Source organism: Streptococcus pantholopis, from assembly GCF_001642085.1.
GTDB classification, from domain to species: domain Bacteria; phylum Bacillota; class Bacilli; order Lactobacillales; family Streptococcaceae; genus Streptococcus; species Streptococcus pantholopis.
On sequence record NZ_CP014699.1, the window covers coordinates 1,587,230 to 1,606,994 of the forward strand.

Annotated in this window: 21 protein-coding genes, 1 tRNA gene and 1 pseudogene; 3 read left to right on the plus strand and 20 right to left on the minus strand. The window is 41.7% G+C overall.

Annotation, left to right across the window (positions count from 1 at the left end):
- Positions 1–38: 38 nt before the first annotated feature.
- The 9 genes from nadE to A0O21_RS10815 form a co-directional block, all read right to left on the minus strand.
- Positions 39–863 carry an ammonia-dependent NAD(+) synthetase gene (gene nadE / locus A0O21_RS07295; RefSeq protein WP_067063632.1) on the minus strand — a complete coding sequence of 275 codons (825 nt, stop codon included), beginning with the start codon at positions 861–863 and terminating at the stop codon, positions 39–41.
- A complete protein-coding gene (locus A0O21_RS07300) occupies positions 860–2,332 on the minus strand; it encodes a nicotinate phosphoribosyltransferase (RefSeq protein WP_067063635.1) in 1,473 nt (490 codons plus the stop codon). The genes nadE and A0O21_RS07300 overlap by 4 nt, the downstream gene beginning before the upstream one ends.
- 1,257 nt (positions 2,333–3,589) lie before the next feature.
- Positions 3,590–4,507 carry a thioredoxin-disulfide reductase gene (gene trxB, locus A0O21_RS07305; RefSeq protein ID WP_067063638.1) on the minus strand — a complete coding sequence of 306 codons (918 nt, stop codon included), beginning with the start codon at positions 4,505–4,507 and terminating at the stop codon, positions 3,590–3,592.
- Between the two features lie 304 nt (positions 4,508–4,811).
- Complete coding sequence (locus tag A0O21_RS07310) at positions 4,812–5,036, minus strand: DUF4059 family protein (protein ID WP_067063641.1); 225 nt, start codon at positions 5,034–5,036, stop codon at positions 4,812–4,814.
- Positions 5,037–5,295: 259 nt separating this feature from the next.
- A complete protein-coding gene (locus A0O21_RS07315) occupies positions 5,296–6,039 on the minus strand; it encodes an amino acid ABC transporter ATP-binding protein (RefSeq protein WP_067063645.1) in 744 nt (247 codons plus the stop codon).
- On the minus strand, positions 6,039–6,842 hold the full coding sequence (locus A0O21_RS07320) for an amino acid ABC transporter permease (protein ID WP_067063648.1): 804 nt from the start codon (positions 6,840–6,842) through the stop codon (positions 6,039–6,041). Before A0O21_RS07320 ends, A0O21_RS07315 begins: the two co-directional genes overlap by 1 nt.
- 297 nt (positions 6,843–7,139) lie before the next feature.
- Positions 7,140–7,955: an amino acid ABC transporter substrate-binding protein gene (locus A0O21_RS07325; protein ID WP_067063651.1), complete on the minus strand. Its 816-nt coding sequence runs from the start codon at positions 7,953–7,955 to the stop codon at positions 7,140–7,142.
- A gap of 643 nt (positions 7,956–8,598) precedes the next feature.
- Positions 8,599–9,138, minus strand: a complete 540-nt coding sequence (nusG, locus tag A0O21_RS07330; RefSeq protein WP_067063655.1) for a transcription termination/antitermination protein NusG — start codon at positions 9,136–9,138, stop codon at positions 8,599–8,601.
- 281 nt (positions 9,139–9,419) lie between these two features.
- Entirely contained in the window at positions 9,420–9,674 is a 255-nt protein-coding gene (locus tag A0O21_RS10815) for a hypothetical protein (protein WP_158511701.1), read from the minus strand.
- On the opposite strand from A0O21_RS10815, the pseudogene A0O21_RS11020 reads away from it, so the two are divergent.
- Positions 9,647–9,922 (plus strand): annotated as a pseudogene (locus A0O21_RS11020) (transposase); the annotation flags it as partial. The gene A0O21_RS10815 and the pseudogene A0O21_RS11020 sit on opposite strands and share 28 nt — an antisense overlap.
- A 194-nt stretch (positions 9,923–10,116) precedes the next feature.
- Here A0O21_RS11020 and A0O21_RS10935 read toward each other — a convergent pair.
- The 6 genes from A0O21_RS10935 to A0O21_RS07355 all read right to left on the minus strand — a co-directional run bounded on the left by A0O21_RS10935 (position 10,117) and on the right by A0O21_RS07355 (position 13,953).
- Positions 10,117–10,269 carry a hypothetical protein gene (locus tag A0O21_RS10935; RefSeq protein WP_173644635.1) on the minus strand — a complete coding sequence of 51 codons (153 nt, stop codon included), beginning with the start codon at positions 10,267–10,269 and terminating at the stop codon, positions 10,117–10,119.
- 174 nt (positions 10,270–10,443) lie between these two features.
- A tRNA-Ser gene (locus tag A0O21_RS07335) sits at positions 10,444–10,530 on the minus strand.
- Positions 10,531–10,692: 162 nt separating this feature from the next.
- The gene (gene trmB, locus A0O21_RS07340; RefSeq protein WP_067063658.1) at positions 10,693–11,331 is read right to left on the minus strand and encodes a tRNA (guanosine(46)-N7)-methyltransferase TrmB; all 639 of its coding nucleotides are present in this window, start codon (positions 11,329–11,331) and stop codon (positions 10,693–10,695) included.
- Entirely contained in the window at positions 11,331–12,122 is a 792-nt protein-coding gene (gene ccrZ / locus A0O21_RS07345) for a cell cycle regulator CcrZ (RefSeq protein ID WP_067063662.1), read from the minus strand. Before ccrZ ends, trmB begins: the two co-directional genes overlap by 1 nt.
- A gap of 66 nt (positions 12,123–12,188) precedes the next feature.
- A complete protein-coding gene (locus A0O21_RS07350; RefSeq protein ID WP_067063666.1) occupies positions 12,189–13,226 on the minus strand; it encodes an ABC transporter permease in 1,038 nt (345 codons plus the stop codon).
- Position 13,227: 1 nt separating this feature from the next.
- Complete coding sequence (locus A0O21_RS07355; RefSeq protein WP_067063669.1) at positions 13,228–13,953, minus strand: ABC transporter ATP-binding protein; 726 nt, start codon at positions 13,951–13,953, stop codon at positions 13,228–13,230.
- A gap of 72 nt (positions 13,954–14,025) precedes the next feature.
- Here A0O21_RS07355 and A0O21_RS07360 point away from each other — a divergent pair, with 72 nt between their 5' ends.
- Positions 14,026–14,445, plus strand: a complete 420-nt coding sequence (locus A0O21_RS07360; RefSeq protein ID WP_067063672.1) for an HIT family protein — start codon at positions 14,026–14,028, stop codon at positions 14,443–14,445.
- The gene (locus A0O21_RS07365) at positions 14,442–14,738 is read left to right on the plus strand and encodes a hypothetical protein (protein ID WP_067063676.1); all 297 of its coding nucleotides are present in this window, start codon (positions 14,442–14,444) and stop codon (positions 14,736–14,738) included. Before A0O21_RS07360 ends, A0O21_RS07365 begins: the two co-directional genes overlap by 4 nt.
- A gap of 454 nt (positions 14,739–15,192) precedes the next feature.
- On the opposite strand, the gene lytR is transcribed toward A0O21_RS07365, so the two are convergent.
- The 5 genes from lytR to A0O21_RS07390 all read right to left on the minus strand — a co-directional run bounded on the left by lytR (position 15,193) and on the right by A0O21_RS07390 (position 19,740).
- Entirely contained in the window at positions 15,193–16,350 is a 1,158-nt protein-coding gene (gene lytR / locus A0O21_RS07370) for a glycopolymer--peptidoglycan transferase LytR (protein WP_067063680.1), read from the minus strand.
- A 10-nt stretch (positions 16,351–16,360) separates the two neighbouring features.
- On the minus strand, positions 16,361–16,882 hold the full coding sequence (locus A0O21_RS07375; RefSeq protein ID WP_067063684.1) for a GNAT family N-acetyltransferase: 522 nt from the start codon (positions 16,880–16,882) through the stop codon (positions 16,361–16,363).
- Entirely contained in the window at positions 16,857–17,318 is a 462-nt protein-coding gene (gene tsaE / locus A0O21_RS07380) for a tRNA (adenosine(37)-N6)-threonylcarbamoyltransferase complex ATPase subunit type 1 TsaE (protein ID WP_067063688.1), read from the minus strand. Before tsaE ends, A0O21_RS07375 begins: the two co-directional genes overlap by 26 nt.
- A 289-nt stretch (positions 17,319–17,607) precedes the next feature.
- A complete protein-coding gene (locus tag A0O21_RS07385) occupies positions 17,608–19,029 on the minus strand; it encodes an NCS2 family permease (protein ID WP_067063692.1) in 1,422 nt (473 codons plus the stop codon).
- 126 nt (positions 19,030–19,155) lie between these two features.
- A complete protein-coding gene (locus A0O21_RS07390; RefSeq protein WP_067063695.1) occupies positions 19,156–19,740 on the minus strand; it encodes a hypothetical protein in 585 nt (194 codons plus the stop codon).
- Between the last annotated feature and the right edge of the window lie 25 nt (positions 19,741–19,765).

Consider the following 19,765-nt stretch of genomic DNA (forward strand, 5'->3'; position numbering starts at 1 on the left):
ATTCTGGACAATCAGCCGGCTTTTTGGTCCTGCTGATTCTACTTCCAAAAATCATCAAAGATGGTGATAGGAAGGTGGCGCTTATGCATCGTTTTTTTCCACCAATCTTCAATCACTTTCTGGGCTTCCGGAGCAATTGTCTTTCCTTCCAAATAGTCATCAATGTCATTGTAGCTCACACCTAAGGCCAGTTCATCAGCAAGTCCCGGCCTGTCCTCTTCCAAATCAGCGGTCGGTACTTTTTCATAAAGGGCTTTATCTGCCCCCAGTTCTGCCAAAAGCCGCCGCCCTTGACGCTTATTTAAGCGGTAGAGCGGCAGAATATCCGCTCCGCCGTCTCCGAATTTGGTAAAAAAGCCCGTTAAATTCTCTGCTGCATGGTCCGTACCAATCACCGCCCCGGCATACTGACCGGCAATCGCATACTGAGTAATCATTCGCTGCCGAGCTTTGATATTACCCTTATTAAAATCCGATACTGTAACACCGGCTGCTTGTAAAGCCTCAACTTGCTGGCTTACAGCCCCTTTAATGTTAACAGTCACAAGCCGGTCAGGCTGAATAAACTGCAGAGCCATCTGAGCATCGTTTTCATCTTGCTGAATCCCATAAGGCAGGCGGACAGCAATAAACTGATAAGCCTTGTCCCTAGTTTCAGCACGCAGCTCTTCAACAGCAATCTGAGCTAAACGTCCGGCCAAAGTTGAATCCTGACCACCAGAAATTCCCAAAACATAAGTTTTTAAAAAGGAATGCTTATACAGGTAGGCCTTCAAGAAATCAACAGATTTACGGATTTCCTTCTGACTGTCAATAGCGGCCTGCACTCCTAATGTTTTGATAATGCTTTCCTGCAAAGTCATAAGCTCTTCCTTTCTTCTTCTGCAGAATCATAGGCTGATTGGCGTACGCGGTCAATCAAGTTCATCTTATTGTCCCAAACATCCTGAGCTAAATCTACAGGATAATCCTGAGGATTCAGCACGCGCTTGTATTCATTCCACAAACCATCCAGTTCTTTTTTAGCGTATTCTTTTATCTCTGCAAGCGTCGGCAAATCATAAACCAGCCGGCCTTGCTGATAAATATCAACTAAAAGCGGAACAGCCTTAAAATTCTTTATGGTCTTACTGATATAAGTGTAAGTAGGATGAAACATCACAATTTCATCCAAGTGATTGACATCTGTCTCAGCAAAAGTGATGTAATCCCCTTCAGATTTTCCTTTTTCACGGCTGGTAATGCGCCAAACCTGTTTTTTACCAGGCGTTGATACTTTTTCAGCATTATTGGACAATTTGATAGTATCCTGCATCACACCGTTTTCGTCCTCAATGGAAACAATTTTGTAGACTGCACCAAGAGCAGGCTGGTCGTAGGCAGTAATCAGTTTTGTTCCGACTCCCCAAACATCGATTTTAGCCTTTTGCATTTTGAGGTTGAGAATAGTATTTTCATCTAAGTCATTAGAAGCATAAATTTTAGCATCCGTAAAACCAGCTGCATCCAGCTGTTTGCGGACTTCTTTTGAAAGGTAGGCCAAGTCGCCGGAATCCAGACGGACACCTTTAAAGGAAATCTTATCCCCCATTTCCTGAGCCACACGGATAGCAGACGGCACACCAATCTTTAAGGTATCATAGGTATCAACTAAAAAAACACAATCCTTATGAGTTTTAGCATAAGCCTTAAATGCTTCATAATCATTGCCGTAAGCCTGAACCAGGGCATGAGCATGTGTGCCGGAAACCGGGATATCAAACAGTTTTCCGGCCCGGACATTACTGGTGGCATCTGCCCCACCAATCACTGCCGCTCTCGTCCCCCAAATGGCGGCATCCAGTTCCTGAGCACGCCGAGTTCCGAACTCCAGCAGAGGTTCATCCTCAATAACAGAACGGATACGAGCCGCCTTTGTCGCAATCAGAGTTTGAAAATTAATAATATTTAAAAGGGCTGTTTCAACCAGCTGACATTGAGCCAATGAGCCTTCAACCTGTACTATCGGTTCATTGGCAAAAACCAAATCCCCTTCCTTTGCTGACCGGATTGATAAATCTAATTTTAAATTTTTCAAGTACGATAGGAAATCCTGAGGGTAGCCCAAACGTTCTAAATAAGCAATATCCGACGCAGTAAAACTCAGGCCTTCCAAATATTGAATCAAACGCTCCAGACCTGCAAAAACGGCATAACCGTTAGCAAAGGGCTCTTTACGGAAATAAGCTTCAAAAACTGCTTTTTTATTATGGATACCTTGTTCAAAATAGACCTGCATCATATTAATCTGATAAAGATCAGTATGCAAAGTTAAACTATCGTCTGTGTACATAACACTCCTCCGTATATAAAGATACAAAGCCCGTTTAAAACGCAAAGAGAAAATAGGGGACTGACTGACGAATCGCCAGATTCTAAGTCAGGACATCTTTTTCCCGCAGCGTTTAGGGCGTATTCAGTTCATTAAGATACAAAGCCCGTTAAAAGAGCAAAGCAAAAATAGGAGGCTGGACGAAGAGCCACAAAGCTCTAGGACAGGCTGTCTTTTTTGCACAGCTCTTAGGGCGTGTTCAGTTCATTAAGATACAAAGCCCGTTAAAAGAGCAAAGCAAAAATAGGAGGCTGGACGAAGAGCCACAAAGCTCTAGGACAGGCTGTCTTTTTTGCACAGCTCTTAGGGCGTGTTCAGTTCATTAAGATACAAAGCCCGTTAAAAGAGCAAAGCAAAAATAGGAGGCTGGACGAAGAGCCACAAAGCTCTAGGACAGGCTGTCTTTTTTGCACAGCTCTTAGGGCGTGTTCAGTTCATTAAGATACAAAGCCCGTTAAGAACGCAAAAGGAAAATGGCGGTAAGCCAGAAATCTTCGATTTCGTCTGCGCACCCCTGCCAAGACGACTAGAAAGATACGGTCGGCTGTTAAGGTGACAAAGCTTTCAGACGTTTACGGCTGGCGGTAAGCCAGAAATCTTCGATTTCGTCTGCGCACCCCTGCCAGAAAGACTAGAAAGGTGCGGTCGGCTGTTAAGGTGACAAAACTTTCAGACGTTTACGGCTGGCGGTAAGCCAGAAATCTTCGATTTCGTCTGCGCACCCCTGCCAGAAAGACTAGAGAGGTGCGGTCGGCTGTTAAGACGACAAAGCTTTCAGTCGTTTACGGCTGGCGGTAAGCCAGAAAGACTAGAAAGCTGCGAGCGGCCACTAAGATAACAAAATTTTCAGATAGCTGCAGCAGGCAGTTTGGAACGCAGAGCCTCAGTTTATAAGATTCTCTCATTCTTCAAGCTCCAAGTTAGCCCTGACATTATCCAACCGAGGATGACACACCTCAGCTCTTAAACATCTCAGTCTCTTAAGATGCAAATAGCTCTCAGGCAAAATCTTCTGATTTGCTTCTTTTTAATCAGCTGTCGGCAATCGAAGCATATACTCTCATATTGTGACTATTATAACATATTTCTACTATTTTGCACTTTACTTTTATACCCTTTATCTCTGTCTGCAAAATTTAGCTGTGATAACAAAAAAAGGGCTTTATTCAGCCCCTTCAATTGCTTTATTTTACATCAACAAATAGAGGATTCACATCGCTATCCAGAATGAGAAGCAATGTATTGATAAGCTTGAATCCCTGCCGTAGCACCATCTCCGACAGCAGTCGTAATCTGGCGCAAATCTTTTTGACGGACATCACCGACTGCGAAAATGCCCGGACGGGCTGTCTGCATTTGCTCATCAGTAATAATCCAGCCCGCTTCATCAGTAATGCCGAGATCGCTAACATAATCAGATACCGGATCAAGCCCAACGTATACAAAAACGCCTCCGAAGTCATGGCTGCTGATCTGACCAGTTTTTACATTTTTAACATCAACAGAAGTTACCTTATTAGTATCACCTTTAATTTCTGTAACAACAGAATCCCAAATAAAGTTAATTTTGTCATCAGCAAAAGCCCGTTCCTGCAAAACTTTTTGGGCACGCAGTTCATCTCTCCGATGAATAATTGTAACGCTCTCTGCAAATCGAGTTAAAAACAGCCCTTCTTCAACCGCTGAATCACCGCCGCCAATAACTAAAAGTTTTTGACCGCGGAAAAAAGCCCCGTCACAAACAGCACAGTAAGAGACGCCTCGGCTGCTGTACTCCTCTTCACCTGCAACACCGACATGGCGGTGTTTAGCGCCGGTTGCAAGGACGACTGTCTTAGTTTGATAGCTCTCATCAGCCGTTTTTACAGTTTTATATTCCCCTTGGTCCTCAATTGCAGTAACGATTCCATAAAGATTATCAACCCCTAATTTCTCAAGGGGTTCAAACATCTTCATGGATAATTCTGGTCCCGAAATCAGATCAAAACCAGGATAGTTTTCAATATCAGATGTATTGTTCATTTGCCCGCCGGGAGCCCCTTGTTCAAGAATCCCAACTTTTAAATTGCTTCGGGCGGCATAAAGTGCGGCAGCCATACCCGCAGGCCCCGAACCAATAATTAACGTATCGTACATAAGTTCTCCTTTACCAAGATACACAAGCCGTTCAAGACCCAACAAAAGACGGCTAAAAGGGGAGGTCGACTGCCAAGACCAAAGCCTTCAGACAACTACGTCTGGCGCTAAAAACCAAGAAAAGCGAGACAGAAAGGTCAAGGTAAACGTATTCTGTTCCACTTTTAGGCTCCGCAATTTCCAGTCTTTAGCCCATTAATTTGATCGTTTCATCTTTTTCATTGTCCTCTTATATGGCTTATTTACGTTTTTCCTTCATTGTCCATTTCTTTATTGTACCAGCTGACAGCAGCTTTTGCAATTATTATGATTTTAAGATCAAAAGCACCGCCATGAAGGCAAAAGAAAGAATTGGAGCTGTCATTACTGACATCATCAGCACTTCATACAAAAAGGCCTGTCTTTCTTTAGCAGTTTGATCTAATTTCCGCCAGGCACGCCAGCTAATCCAACAACAGCTGGCAAGCACGACCAAAATCACGGCCATAAATAGCCCTTGTATATAAAGACTGAAAATTTCTAATAACATATCTTAATTTTAACCTACCTTCTTACCAGACTATATGTAACGATTATTTTACCATATAAAAAAAGGAATAGGCAAATACAGCTCCTCTTATTATAGCAAATCCTGAAATTAAATACAGCCGCAGCGATAGCTGAAAAGGCAAAAGCAAAAGAATCTCAGATTTGGTCTAGGATTCGGTACCGCTGAAAGTTCTAATTAACAGGCTTTAATAAAAAACTGAACAAAGAGCCAAAATTTTCTACTCTTTGTTCAGCAGGGATCAGATATATGTTTTGGTATAGCTGGCAAAAAATTCCTTGGTCCGTTCTTCTTTTGGATGGTTAAATAGCTCATCAGGCGTTCCTTGTTCAAGGATATGCCCCTGTTCAAGAAACAGAACCTTATCAGCTACTTGATAGACAAAATTCATATCATGGCTGACCAAAACCATTGTTTGCCCAGTCTTGGCAGCATCGGCAATTGACTTTTCAACTTCACCTACCAGTTCTGGATCAAGTGCTGAAGTCGGTTCATCAAGCAAGAGAACATCCGGCTTCATCGCCAGAGCTCTGGCAAGTGCAACCCTCTGTTTTTGTCCGCCTGATAAATGTCTGGGATAATGCTGCTGCCGATCTGACAGCCCCACTTTAGCCAACTCTTCCTTAGCCAGCTTAGTGGCTTCTTCGTCAGACATCTTTTTTACAATTTTCAAGCCCTCTTTGACATTGTCAAGAGCCGTCCGCCGCTCAAACAAATTAAACTGTTGAAAAACCATAGCCAGTTTACGACGCAGTATTAAGATTTCTTCCTTGCTGATTGTTGTAAAATCAACCTTAAAATCGTCAATGACAATACTGCCTGAATCAGGCTGCTCCAGATAATTCATGCTGCGCAAAAAGGTTGATTTCCCCGCTCCGGAAGCCCCCACAATTGCAATTACTTCACCTCTTTGGATATCAAGACTGAGGTTGTCCAACACTTTCTGTCCAGAAAATGTTTTTGTCATATTAGTGATTTTTATCATTAACGCACACCCCCTGCCACTTCATTCGTGATATTGTCCGGTGAATGAATTTCCATCCGCTTTTCCAGTAAACGTCCGACTTGTTCAATCAAGATACTGATTGTCCAATAAATCATAGCAACCGAAATATAGCGTTCAAAATAGCGATAGTCTGAACCACCTAAAATCTGGGCCTGCGCAAACATTTCCACAATCCCTGCGTTAAATGCCAGCGAAGTTCCTTTTGTCAAGCCAATCAGCGTATTGATTAGAGTGGGTGTTGCGACCACCGCGGCATTGGGAATGATAACACGGCGATAAACCTGAGATGCTGTCATCCCTAAACTTCTGGCAGCTTCAATCTCGCCTGTATTGACAGACTGAATTGCCGCACGAATTGTCTCACTTGTGTAAGCTGCCTCATTAAAAGCAAAGGCTGTAATAGCGAAAACAGCGGCCGGAATATCATTGATGTTCCAATTGAAACCATATTTTTGATTGAGAAATTTCAAAAAAAGCGGAATACCGTAGTAACTCAGCATGAGCTGTACCAAAATCGGTGTCCCCCGTAAAAAGCTGACAAAAAGTGCTTGAATAGGATACAAGATTTTAATACGATTCAATTTAACTATAGCAAAAATCAAAGCCAAAATTAAGCCAAAAACGGCTCCCGCCACTGTCAAGCCCAATGTCACAGGCAAACGTTCTAAAATATTTGGGATAGCGTCAAAAACAGCCCGCCAACTAAAAAGCCGACCTTGGGGAATATGCTCAACAAGACTGTCATACCAAGCCCAGCCGGATGCTGAAATCAAGTAATTCATCTAAAAATTCCTTTTTATATCTAGTTTATCCCTATTATTTTAGCACGCTCAGCAGCACATGTAAAATAATTAAATTTTATCAAATTGATAAGAAAAATCTATCAACTGCATATGAAAATTTAGAAAACTTGGAGATGATATTTATTTACATCAGTAAACGATTCAAAACAAAATTAAGCAAGGGATTGAGTTTTGTCTTGTATAAAACCCAATCCTTTGCTTGAAATACTGGCAGACTTTTGAAGTGCCTCAAATGCTATTTTCTCTTTTTAGCGGGCAATTAAAAGAAATACTATCTTAGAGGTCTGAGACATAATCTCCGCCAAAGTACTTTTTGCTGAGTTTGGCAAGCGTTCCGTCTTTTTTGAGCTCAGCCAGACGTTTATTGACATACTGCTGCAACTTTTCGCCTTCCTCATCTTTAGGGAAAAGCAGGTACTCTAAGCCGTCCGTTTCACCGCCTATTTCTTCCTCGATTTGACTGACTTTTAAATCCAGCCCCTGATCGTCTACAATATAGGCCGATGAAATCGCATCATAAAGTATGAAATCAATCTTCCCATTTTCGATATGCTGCAGACGGGTGGTAATACCTGTTGTCCCAGATACATAATTGATGTCAATTGCTTTCTTGTCCGGATTAGCACTATTCCAGTTTTCAAGAACTTGAGCATAATTGGAGCCGGATAAAACTTCAGTTGACTTGCCGGACAAGTCTTCCAAACGTTTAAAGCTCTGCCCCTTAGCACTGGTTACAGCATAATTTGACTTAGAAATAGGATTTGAAAACAAATATTTCTCCGCCCGTTCCTCATTGTAATTAAAATCATTGGCTGCCATTTGGTATTTGCCAGCATCAAGCCCAGTCAGGATACTGTCAAAGGGAATTGTCTGAAATTTTAGCTTGTACTGTTTAGAATCTTTAAAAATAGCTTTGACGACATCAATATCATAGCCCTTAAATTTATTATTGCTTTTATACGTAAAAGGAGCCGTATCCGAATCAGTCGCCACCGTAATCGTTGTCTTACCGGCTGCATCAGCCTTATGCGGCAGTAAAACCAAACTAGCTAAAATCACTCCCAGCAGAAGTCGTTCTATCCATTTTTTCATATCAATCTCCTTTTATTAAGATACAAAGCCCGTGAAAAACGCAAAGTAAAAATAAGAGACTGACCGCTGAGTCACTGAAGACTCAAAAGAAGTCCATACTCGCAGAGCAGCTAGATTTGTATGTCAGCTTGCGCCGCCTACGACTGCCTCTTTTTTTACACAACGTTTAAAGAATAATCTTCTATCATTCTCAGTCTACCGCGCTTTTTAACCTTTGTCTAATAGCAATTTTCTATCAAATCATAAAGAAAACTTATCATACCTCCAAGAAAAGGCAGACAAGGACTTTTATAATGGCAATAATTCGGATAATTTTAGCGAATCCAGCCTTTGGAAGACCGGCAAATGCCTCCAGCTCCATATCAGCCCTAGGCAAACTGCTGCTGCAAGCACTCAGCCTGACTGCCGGAAAAAAATTTTAATTTCCGCCCCAAATTTTCAGTGAATAAAAAAAAGCTGTTTGATTTGACCAAACAGCTTACTCACTAGATTTTTGTGCCATTAAAAAAAGCAGATTGACTTGAGTTTTGACTGTGAAAAATCCTGAAATCAAAGCCCAAACACTGCCTCTATCTTTGATACGTTTAAAAATCTCCTTGCCGACAGAAAACACTTTTTCTAACGGCCTATCAATATCAATTTGTTACAATTCTGCAACTTGATAAAGTTCCAGCTCAGCAGCCGTTTCAGAACCAAACATGTTAATCATGATTTTGACCTTGTTGTTTTCAATTTCAACTACACGGCCTTCCTGCCCCATGAAGGCACCGTCGATAATTTGCACGACATCACCCGGCTTAATATTGGTATCAATCACATCTACCGTCTGTCCCATAGAAATCAGGATAGAGCGAATTTCTTCTTCCAAAAGCGGAGTAGGTTTGGAACGGTTCCCATGTGAGCCGACAAAACCGGTCACATTAGGAGTATTCCGAACGACAAACCAAGCTTCATCTGTCATGACCATCTCCACCAGAACATAACCCGGAAAGCGGTTTTCTTCCACTTCCTTTGTTTTGCCGTTTTTCTCAATGTTAACGGTTTGGGTCGGAATCTCTACACGCAGGATATTCTCTAACATATTGTAGGTCTTAGCCCGCTGCAGCAGGTTTTCCTTAACCTTGTTTTCATAGCCTGAATAAGTCTGTAAGACAAACCAGCCTTTATCAAATGAATCTAACATTATTCTTTCCTTTCTGCTATTCTGAAAAAAGCAGCCAAACAGCTGTACTGCCCCTTCCGGAAGCGAACAAGCTTGTATTTAGGCCAGTACTTTTTCATCATAAAAAGCCCTTAAGGGCTTTTTGGGGGAATTATTCGTTTCACCTTATTATAATAAAAGCCAGAACCGATGTCAAATTGTTTTTTCCTAAGCGCCGTTAGCTAATAATAAACGTTTCAGATACTAAATCGTATCACCTATTAAAAGTACTGTCATGTCAATTTCTTGTACTGAATCAATGCCTAATTTTTCAATGTGGCTGTAACATTGATATAAGCAAGCGTTATAATGAACATTGTGTTTTCGCTATTGGAAATAGTATTAATAGCCCCATTTTTAGTAATCGATCCTTCTGTTTCATTTCCCAGTGAAATAGACTGTTCGGTTTGAAAGCGCAATTTCGATGCGTCTTCTGCTGCTCTCTTATCATATTCCCAGAGAAACAAGAAAACCACTAGCTCAGCTGGGGTTGGCGCTGATACCAGCCAAACTTGCAATGTCTGATTTTATTTTTTTAAAGAGTAAGAGTGCTCTAATGATTTTTGAAAAACATGTTAACCTAAAATCCTAGTACGAAAATCGTAAGTTTTAGGCAAGAGGCAATTACGTCAGTACAGTTGGATTGAACGAACAGACGATAGCAGAGTTTATTCGTGGGCAAGAGAAAAATAACTTTGCTTCTGATAAATTGAATGTAAAAGAGTATAAGGACCCTTTTTCGGACAAGAAATTTAGAATACGTTAAAAGCCCCTTGTTACGGTCAATAGTCAAGTATAAATAGTGGCCTAAACCAAACAGCGGCTTTGGTCGATAATAAAGGTGAACGATTTATAGCCAGTGTACAAAGACTTGCAATTAAAATTTTTCTTGGTCCCAAGGGCCATTCTGTTTATTTTGAGTGCAAAAAAGCACTTAAATCTCTCTAAGTGCTTGGGCTATCAGATTATTTCGAGCTTTAGTTTCTTGACATATTCAGACCATTCACGATCTAAGTCATCAACCGATTTATCTTTATTTGCTTCATGGGCAGCATTGAAATCAATGTTGTCATCTTCAGCTTCCGGCCAAGCATTGAGGTCTTGTATTGTCATATCAATCAATCCTTCCAAATTTAAAATCAACGACTTCAAGTTTTATGCTCACCAGCTCGAAAAACTGAAAGAAAAAAATGACCGTGTTGTTAAAGATATTTTTTCAAAAATCTAAAATTGACGGGTGAAAAGCGGGTGAACAGCCTCAAACCGTTGATATATCAATAGGCTAAAAGGAGAGGAGGGGATTCGAACCCCCGAGCCCCGTGAAGGACTACACGCTTTCCAAGCGTGCGCACTCAGCCGCTATGCGACCTCTCCATCAAGAAGTTGGAAGACCAACTTTTTCTATTATAACATATTTCCCAAAAATGGGAAGTCCTAATTTATCTAAACAGCCTGCAGTGCTGTTTGACTAAAGACCAAAAGATGGTTGGCCGATATACCTACTGAAGCAGTGCTGTCAACCACAGACAAAGATCCTTATCTAAACTGAGCCTCGACACGATAAATAACTTGCCCTTTTTCAGCAAATTTTTCTTCATACTCTGTCATAACATTGCCAGTGAAATCACTGGCATGCAAATCCAGCCAAACCTTATTTAAAAGCATGCCATACTGCGAAAAACTGACTAAACTGTATTCGAACAAAGACCGATTGTCAGTCTTAAAATGAATTTCTCCTTTTTCAGGCAGAATATGCTGATATGTTCCCAAGAAAGTTTTGTAGGTCAGCCGACGCTTCTCGTGTTTTGTTTTTGGCCAAGGATCTGAAAAATTAAGATAGAGTAAATCAACTTCTTCTGCTGCAAAAAAATGTCTTAGATCAGACCCGTCAGCCAAAAGCAATCTGACATTCTCAGCCTGACTGGCCAACACTTTATCTAAAGCGTAGCTGAGAACAGATACCTGCATGTCAATACCAATATAATTAATCTCTGGATTTTTAAGAGCCATGCCAGAAATAAAGGCTCCCTTTCCGGTTCCAATTTCAATGTGAATGGGACGATCATTGCCAAAAAGCTCCCGCCAGCGGCCCTTAAACTTTTCAGGCTGAAAAACCACCAACTGAGGATGGTTTTTTAAATGCTCTTCTGCTCCTTTACGTTTTCTTACTCGCATCAGTTTTTCCTAAATAATTCTCTAAATTGACGCAGGCCGTAAATTTCCTGATTCACCTGCTCCATATTCCTCTTATCAAAGGACCGTAAAATCTGAGTCAGATAAGAAAGCTGCCCATACCAAAAGACTTTTTGCATCACTTTTTCATTGTCCTTATAGCCGTAATAAGACAGCCACTCATGCCAGTGTGTCTGAGGAATATAATGGCTCAATAGATAGGCTACATCATACATACGGTCTGTCAAACGCACCGAGTCCCAATCCACCAAATAAATCATACCGCTGGTAGTGATAATCCAATTGCTGCGTTTAATGTCCCCGTGGACAATTGTTGCAACCTCCGAACGAAATTCAGGCAAATTGCGTTTCAGCTCCTTGATAATGGACTGCAGATAAGTATTCTCCTGAATTTGAAGAGGAGCATTATTTTCCCAATCAATGAGCAGGTCATAGGGATTTTCGATCCTATAGCTTAATTGCAAAAGCTGATTAACCAAGGCTCGTGAACGGTGGAGGCGATTCAAGACATGTATAATCTGCTTACTGCCCATATCTTCACGCGTCAGAATACGGCCGTCAAGCCACTCCTGTGCACTCATTGTGTCGCCATTGCCCATTCGCTTAGCCCACAGCAGCTGCGGTGCAATCTGTTCCTTGGAGAGAGCAGGGAGAATTGGGGTTGTATTGATTTTGACAAAAACCCGCTCGCCATCCGGATAGGTCCCAACGTAAGCTTTCCCGCTTTCTCCTCTCAAGGGTGTTAAAGTTAAATCTTTATCTGATGAAGTCACTTCGTCCCCTCCTTTTCATTTTCTACATATAGATAGTCAGTGTTTATTTTACTTGTTTTACAGCACTTAGTCAATCATCTGCCTTATTTTATACGGCAGGTAAATTTCTACAGTGACAACAGTCACTACAGCCAGTAAACCTGCCCCCTGCCAGGACAAGGTGAAAGGCATTTCGATAACCAGCAGCAAATAAGCGATGCAGCTTAAAAAGCGCTTTAAATTTTGACCTTTTAGCTGTCTGTCTATTGGGAAAAGACCAGTAAAATAGTGATAGTCAAAATGGTAATATAAAGCCAGCAGCTGAAAAAGCAGCAAATAGTTAAAAAGCAGAGCCAAGCTTGCGGCTACAAGCGGATGATCAACAAAAATCAAGCCTAAAATGCTCAAAAGCAGCAGACGAAGCGATAAACTGGCATAATCGGAACTGCGCAGAAAAGCACGCCAATAAAGATTTTCCCATAAAAATGCCGGTTCTTTTTTTAGAAATTTCAATAAGCCGTCTAAATAGCGGCGGCGCTTAACACTCCCTGAAAGACCCTTAACTCTTGTAAAGAGCGCAAAAAACTTTAAAAGCGATTGCTGACGTTTCTTCTCATAATCAATTGCTGCGTCCCAGTTTAAACGGCCGGCAGAATTCCAAAACAGATGGGCTTTACGGCCAATTAAAAACCACTTCAAAACAGCCAGCAGCACTGCCAGCAAGGCGACATGCCAAAGAAAGAAGCCCTGTCTTAAAAAAACGGGTGTTACAAGCAGTAAAAAAAGAGTCTGCAGCAAAGTCCCAAAAAGAAAAGAGCGCTTCTGGGCCTGAAGAATCCACATCTTCAGCTCACTTTCCTTAGGCAGCCAAAATTGTCTGTCGGCAGGCTCTAAATAAGTAGCGATTGACCCAGAATTTAAGAGAGCAAACAAAGCAGCTCCCAAAGCAGCAAACAGAAAGACTGGCTGTTGGGGAAAATTTTCCAGCAGGTTTCTGTACTGAACTAAGAGAAAACCGAGCAAAACCAATAAAACTAAGACAAAATGATCGTTAAAAACGTACCTTGAATAGCGCAGGAGCTGTAAAAGAAAACGCCTGCGACGGTCTTTAAAAACCCGAAACATCTCACACCTCTTTTGTCAAAGCCATATAAATAGCATTTAAGCTTGCTGTTTCATCCCCAAACTGTCTGCGGAGCTCAGATAGGCTCCCAGAAGCGCGTACCTCTCCCTTATGTAAAATGACAAAGCGGTCGCACATTTTTTCAGCAGAATCCAGGACATGTGTACTCATTAAAATCGATTTTCCTTTTGCTTTTTCGTCGGCCAGCAGATCACTTAGGTCAGCTATTGCTAAAGGATCCAGCCCCAAAAAAGGTTCATCGAAAATAAATAATTCAGGATCAACCAAAAAAGCACAAATAATCATGACTTTCTGCTTCATTCCCTTGGAAAAATAGGCAGGAAACCAATCCAGCTTATCATCTAACCGAAAAAGTTCCAAATAAGGCTGAACCCGCTTTAAGGCTGCACTCGTTTCAATATCATAAGCCATAGCCATTGTTTCAAAATGCTCTTTCAAAGTTAACTCATCATAGAGAACCGGCGTTTCGGGAATAAAACCAATTTTTTTACGGTAGGCAGACTGGTTTTGCTCCAAAGTCATCCCGTCAATGCTTATTGTTCCTTGAAAAGGGGTCAAAAGCCCGATAATCTCATTAATTGTTGTGGATTTTCCTGCGCCGTTTAAACCGATTAACCCCAGCACTTCACCGGATTTCACCGAAAAAGAAACATCTTTTAAAACAGGAAGACGGCTGTAACCGCCTGTAAGGTTCTCAATTTTTAACATGCTATTTCCCACTAACTTTGATATACTTATACTAAACATTATATCAAATTCATATAGAGAAGGGAAAATAAAATGGAAAACTGTCTTTTTTGTAAAATTGCAGAGGGTCAAATTCCCTCTGCCAAAGTTTATGAAGATGAGCATACATTGGCCTTTTTGGATATTTCCCAAACGACCAAAGGGCACATGCTTTTAATCCCTAAAAAACATGTGCGCAATACTCTTGAAATGGATGAAGGGCTGGCACAGACTGTTTTTGCCAGACTCCCTAAACTGGCACGTGCACTGCAAAAAGCGACCAAAGCCGGCGGAATGAACATCATCAACAATAATGAGGAGATAGCCGGGCAGACCGTCTTTCATGCCCATATCCACCTCATTCCCCGTTACAGCACAGATGATGGTCTGGAAATCCATTTCACTGCTCATGATTCGGACAGCTCAGCACTCAATTCTTTGGCTGATGACATCCGCAGTGAGGTGGGCCAATGAAAATGAAAGGTTATATCACCGTAGGCCTTTTGGCCTACACAAGCTACCGAGTCTACAAAAACCGTAAGGCTATCCGATCTCAGCTCCAGTCCGCCAAAGAATCTTTCCTAGTTGCTCAGGAAAATCTTCTTGATATAGGTGAGAGTTTAGAGAAAATTGCCCAGCAAAAAGACAATCTGCAGGCTGTCAAGCAAGATTTAAGCTATAAAGGACGTGTTTTCAATCAAGAAGTTCAGGCCTATCTGAAACAAATATCTGCTATCCTTGAAAAATACCAAGATAAACGGCCTTAAGCAAAAAATGTAAGCTCTGTAGCAAGATCAGCAGCGGCTTACCCTATATAATAAGAAAGAGAAGGCAAACGCTGTCTTCTCTTTCTTATTATTTAAAATCAGGAAAAGGTGATGCGATAAGATTATTTATGACCTCACGTTTGGTATTGAAAAAAGAAACACAAGATGCGTGAAAATTCCCTGTTCTTTTGAAAATTTTGAATTTGCTTTCTAAAACCCATTATGACTAGTTTTATAGCTTCTGCAGTTAAAAACGAGGCTGGGACAAAGTCCGCCTCGTTTCACTTTTTTAGACCTATGCACAGTGGTGGATTGGAAATTCTTGTCCCTTGTCAAGCAAGGTATAAGGTCCTCTCTAATCAACTGTGCAGAGGTGAGACAACAAAATCAAAATCGTCATTTTATGACAATTTCGATTTTTGTCATACTCTCTCTTCTAAAACTGTCTGCTGATTTAATAACCATAGCCATAATAGCTGGAATCAACAGCACCATTGCTTTGCTCCTGACCATAGCTATAGTCACTCTCAGCTGAATAGCTATCGCTGTAAGCCGTATCATCTGATGAGCTGTAATCTAAGCCGCTGTCATAATCAGAAGCAGAGCCGTAAAGATTTTCGTAAACAGTTGCTGTTGTTTTTACTTCCTTATTTTCGGACAGGCCTAATTCTGATTTGATGCGGTTTTGAATTTCCAGCAGGTGCTCACTTGTAACCACCTGATATGAAGCTCCCTCCAGCATAACATCTTCTCCTTTTAGCTGCTGAGAAGATATATTGCTTAACGCATCTGAATAATTCATCAACTGGGGCAGCGTACTGGTTGAAAGCTCAATGTTAGTCTGCATATTGCTGCTGACAGCTGAAAGAATTTTCTTATAGGAACCGACACTGTTAAGAGCCAGCAGTTTATCCATCACTTTTTGAATGACTTCACGCTGCCGTTTTTGACGGCCGTAATCGCCATCAGGATCATCATAGCGCATCCGAGCGTAGACCAAAGCCTGCTCACCGTTAATCTTATGTGTCCCGGGTTCAACAGTCGCAGTGTAGGCTGGTTCATTTTCTGAAATAGAAATAGGGAAATCAAATTCATTGGTCACCGTAATACCGCCGACAGCATCAACTAAGTCTACAAGGCCCTGCATGTTGATTTGCATATAGTAATCAATATCAATATCTAGCAAATCCTGAACAGTCATAATGGCCATCTGAGCACCGCCTGAAGCGTAAGCTGCGTTTAATTTGGCTTCCGCTCCGGTCATATCATTATCGTCAGGACCGGACAGGGTAATGAGAATATCCCGTTCCAAACTGGTCATTGTTGTTGATTTTGTCTGTGGATTGACAGTAACTAAAATCATCGAGTCACTGTTGCCTTCCCATTGGGAGTCTCTGTCAGCACTGCCGGTATCTACTCCCATCAGCAAAATCGAAAAAGGTTTGGTTTGCTGAATCGCTTCGCTTCCTGACCCAGTATTATAATTTTTAAAAGTTTTTGCCAGCTCACTGTTAGAGAAACTCAGGGCATCGGTGACATAAATCCCCGCAGCAACGAGCGTTGTCAAAATAATAGCTGTCAGCATGAGCAGAATTTTTTTTCCAAGTTTCATAGTTGTCTTTTTAATCTATGAGTCTACCCATCAGGTAAACATCAAGAAATTCTCCGTTTTCTGTTTTTATACCGCGTTTCTTAATACCTTCTACCATAAAGCCAAACTTTTTATAAATATGGACAGCGGCTTTATTTCGCCTCTGTACTGTCAGTTCCAGCCGCCGGATGAAGGGACTGTGTTCAGCCCAGTCAAGAGCCGCCTCCATCAGCAGCTGACCGATACCGTAGCCCCAATAATTTTTTAAAACAGCAACAAACAAATAGCCAATATGAGCTGTCAGAGGATGAGAATCACCGGAGACAATCAGGATTCCGGCTAAGTCATTGCCCAGCCTGGCTGTCAGGCAAATTTCATTTAAGCTCTCTGCCTTTTGAGAAAGAAAGGCCGCTACTTCAGTTTCTGTCAGCACATTCTCTTCAGAAAATTTCGTCAAAAAATCTGTTTCCGACAAAACTTGTTCTATGAGGGCAATAACAGCACCTGCATCATCAGGGCGGGCTTCTTCAACCAGTAATTCTTTTTGAGTCATTTTCAATCTCCTTAAGCAGGCGTTCAGAGGCCTCTCCATGACTGATAAAATTAAGCTGCCGGCCCCTTTCATTTTGGCTGATCAGTATTTCCAAGTAATCCTCCAGTAGCGTATCAGCTAAAAGCTCTCCCCATTCAATAACAGTCACACCGTCACCATAAAGAAAATCATCCAAATCAATTGAATCAGGATCGTCACCGATTCGATAAACATCCAGATGATAAAGAGGAAGGCGCCCCTCATACTCACGAACAATGGTGTAGGTCGGACTTTTAATCATCTGGCCAATACCCAGACCAAGGGCCAGCCCCTTCGTCAAAGTCGTCTTACCCGATCCAAGGTCGCCTGTCAAAACCAGCACTTGCCCTTTTTGCAATTTTCGGCCAATCTGCTCACCGATGGCAATCATTTGTTCTTCACTATGGCTGTAAAACATAGCCTTATTATACCAAAAAAAAGACCTTCTTCCAACTCGAAACAGCAAATCTTTCTTTGCTGGATAGCGGCGCAATAAATGGGATTGCTTCCTATAAGAATCTAAGCAATAAAAAACTCTCCCTGGTGAACTGCATCCATGTTAAAGTCGGAGTGATGTCCAACTCTTGGTCAGTCCACAAAAAAGAGTTTTCTTAATAGCTGGTAAAATTAATCGAACAGTAAAAACAAGTAAATGTCAGCTTTAGAGCAGCTGCTTTTTATCAACATAGAATCCTTGTTTAGGGATCTTACAAAATAGCCAAACTGATAAAATTAAGAATAAAGAGAGCATCTAAAACCCAGATTACAGCAGAAACGCTGCCGGCTTGGCCTTTAAAAATTTTAACAAGTGTATAGAAAATAAAACCAGTGGCAATACCGTGTGTAATGCTGTAAGCAAAGCCCATAAAAATAGAAGTGAAGAAAGCCGGAATGGCTTCACTGATATCGTGCCAGTCAATATTTTTAAGATTTGAGAGCATCATTATCCCCACGATAATGAGAATAGGGGCTGTCGCTGCATTAGGAACAATGGCCAGCAAAGGACTAAAGAGGCTGGAAATAGCGAAAAGAACAGCAACAACCAATGCCGTTAAGCCCGTCCGTCCGCCGGCACCGATACCGGCTGCCGATTCAACATAAGTAGTGACATTTGACGTTCCGGCAACGGCACCGACTGTTGTCCCCACTAAATCTGAAAAGAGGGCCCGATCCAGACCATTAGTGCCTTTTCCGCCTTCTTCTGCCCTGATAATCCCTACCTTTTCACCAGTCCCAATAAGAGTCCCTATAGTATCAAATATATCCGTCAGAGAAAAAGCAAGAATAGCCATTAAAACTTCCGGAATACGGGCAGTATCACCAAATAAAGAGCCTAAACCTTGGCTGCCTAAAGCTACCCCAAAAATAGAACGTAATTCTTTAAATGCAGTCCCGACATTATTGGAAGCCAAATCCACAGTTGAGAGATCAACGACACCAATTAAGATAGCAATGACTGTCGTTAAGGCAATGGAGATAATCACACCTCCTTTGATATTTTTAACCACAAAGAAGGCGGTGATGATTAAACCGATAATGGCAAGTATAACAGCCGGATTAGTAAACTCGACAAGCCCCGGAGTTGCTGATGAATTGGCAGTAATAGAGGCTAATCCTTCTTCTGCACCTTCACCGCTGACACTGTATGTCCCGGGATCAATGGAGAATTTCAGAAGCCCGGCATTTTTGATCCCAACATAGGCCAGAAAAATACCAATCCCAGCTGAAATGGCTGACTTCAGAGCTGCCGGAATGGATTCAATAATCATTTTTCGAACTTTAGTAACAGTAATGACAATAGAAATGAGACCGCATAAGAAAACCATTGCCAAGGCTTCCTGCCAGCTATAGCCCAGCGAAAATACGACGGTGTAAGTAAAGAATGCATTGAGTCCCATACCGGGTGCCTGTGCATAGGGCATATTGGCATAAAAAGCCATCATCAAAGTGCCGGCAACAGCACCAATGATTGTTGCCAGAAAAACACCCTGAGCAGGCATACCAGTCTGTGACAGCATTGACGGATTAACAAAAAGGATATAGGACATGGCAAAAAAGGTTGTTAACCCTGCCGTAATTTCAGTCCGAACATCTGTTCCGTGCTCTTTTAGCTTAAAAACTTTGTCCATTTTTTAGTTATTTCTCCTTTATTTACGAACGATAATAATATTTTACTATACAATCGTTCATTTTTCAACTGAGCAAACGAAAATTCTGTCTGAAGACCTACAGCACACTTTCCAGTATAGGGTTTGTTAATCGTCACCTAACAGGATGAGCAGCATCAGCTGAATAAATGTTAAGCCTAAAAACAAAGGCAGGTTAAGAGCAGCAAACTGACCGAGAAGCTGGTTGAAAGCCTCGGCAGGACTGTTGAAAAAGGTTGACCAGGCAAAGGGATTGTGTCTGCTCGATACGATAAAAAAGCTGGTTATTAAAGTAAAACAGGGCAGCAGAAAATAGTATAAATAGCGGTTAAGCTTTACACTTTTTAAAAACAGGCGGAAACTCAGAACCGCAGCAAGTAAAGTAAAAACAAGAGCCGCTAAATAGGCAGCAAAGGGACCTGATCCTTCTGCAGTCCAGAGCACACTGCTATCCCAGGATAAATCCGCAATCCCCAGTAAGACATTAAAAATATGGGGATAGGCGAAACACCAAATCAGAAAAGCAGGCACACGAAAAAGGGCTTTCTTAGTATGCTGAGCCACAAACCCCATTTCCAAGCTGACCGCAGCAAAGATAAGACTGGCCATCAGCCCTTCTGCTGCAGGCTGGTAAACTGCAAGAGCAATAAAGACAAAAGCGGCAAAGGCATGGGTTAAAATCATTTTAGACATACAAATACTCCAATCTCTACCGTTT

What these genes read in the sequence shown, in the direction of transcription:
- nadE (WP_067063632.1), bottom strand. Translation starts at nt 863, where the DNA reads ATGACTTTGCAGGAAAGCATTATCAAAACATTAGGAGTGCAGGCCGCT.
- A0O21_RS07300 (WP_067063635.1), bottom strand. Translation starts at nt 2,332, where the DNA reads ATGTACACAGACGATAGTTTAACTTTGCATACTGATCTTTATCAGATT.
- trxB (WP_067063638.1), bottom strand. Translation starts at nt 4,507, where the DNA reads ATGTACGATACGTTAATTATTGGTTCGGGGCCTGCGGGTATGGCTGCC.
- A0O21_RS07310 (WP_067063641.1), bottom strand. Translation starts at nt 5,036, where the DNA reads ATGTTATTAGAAATTTTCAGTCTTTATATACAAGGGCTATTTATGGCC.
- A0O21_RS07315 (WP_067063645.1), bottom strand. Translation starts at nt 6,039, where the DNA reads ATGATAAAAATCACTAATATGACAAAAACATTTTCTGGACAGAAAGTG.
- A0O21_RS07320 (WP_067063648.1), bottom strand. Translation starts at nt 6,842, where the DNA reads ATGAATTACTTGATTTCAGCATCCGGCTGGGCTTGGTATGACAGTCTT.
- A0O21_RS07325 (WP_067063651.1), bottom strand. Translation starts at nt 7,955, where the DNA reads ATGAAAAAATGGATAGAACGACTTCTGCTGGGAGTGATTTTAGCTAGT.
- nusG (WP_067063655.1), bottom strand. Translation starts at nt 9,138, where the DNA reads ATGTTAGATTCATTTGATAAAGGCTGGTTTGTCTTACAGACTTATTCA.
- A0O21_RS10935 (WP_173644635.1), bottom strand. Translation starts at nt 10,269, where the DNA reads ATGACAATACAAGACCTCAATGCTTGGCCGGAAGCTGAAGATGACAAC.
- trmB (WP_067063658.1), bottom strand. Translation starts at nt 11,331, where the DNA reads ATGCGAGTAAGAAAACGTAAAGGAGCAGAAGAGCATTTAAAAAACCAT.
- A0O21_RS07350 (WP_067063666.1), bottom strand. Translation starts at nt 13,226, where the DNA reads ATGTTTCGGGTTTTTAAAGACCGTCGCAGGCGTTTTCTTTTACAGCTC.
- A0O21_RS07355 (WP_067063669.1), bottom strand. Translation starts at nt 13,953, where the DNA reads ATGTTAAAAATTGAGAACCTTACAGGCGGTTACAGCCGTCTTCCTGTT.
- A0O21_RS07360 (WP_067063672.1), top strand. Translation starts at nt 14,026, where the DNA reads ATGGAAAACTGTCTTTTTTGTAAAATTGCAGAGGGTCAAATTCCCTCT.
- A0O21_RS07365 (WP_067063676.1), top strand. Translation starts at nt 14,442, where the DNA reads ATGAAAATGAAAGGTTATATCACCGTAGGCCTTTTGGCCTACACAAGC.
- lytR (WP_067063680.1), bottom strand. Translation starts at nt 16,350, where the DNA reads ATGAAACTTGGAAAAAAAATTCTGCTCATGCTGACAGCTATTATTTTG.
- A0O21_RS07375 (WP_067063684.1), bottom strand. Translation starts at nt 16,882, where the DNA reads ATGACTCAAAAAGAATTACTGGTTGAAGAAGCCCGCCCTGATGATGCA.
- tsaE (WP_067063688.1), bottom strand. Translation starts at nt 17,318, where the DNA reads ATGTTTTACAGCCATAGTGAAGAACAAATGATTGCCATCGGTGAGCAG.
- A0O21_RS07385 (WP_067063692.1), bottom strand. Translation starts at nt 19,029, where the DNA reads ATGGACAAAGTTTTTAAGCTAAAAGAGCACGGAACAGATGTTCGGACT.
- A0O21_RS07390 (WP_067063695.1), bottom strand. Translation starts at nt 19,740, where the DNA reads ATGTCTAAAATGATTTTAACCCATGCCTTTGCCGCTTTTGTCTTTATT.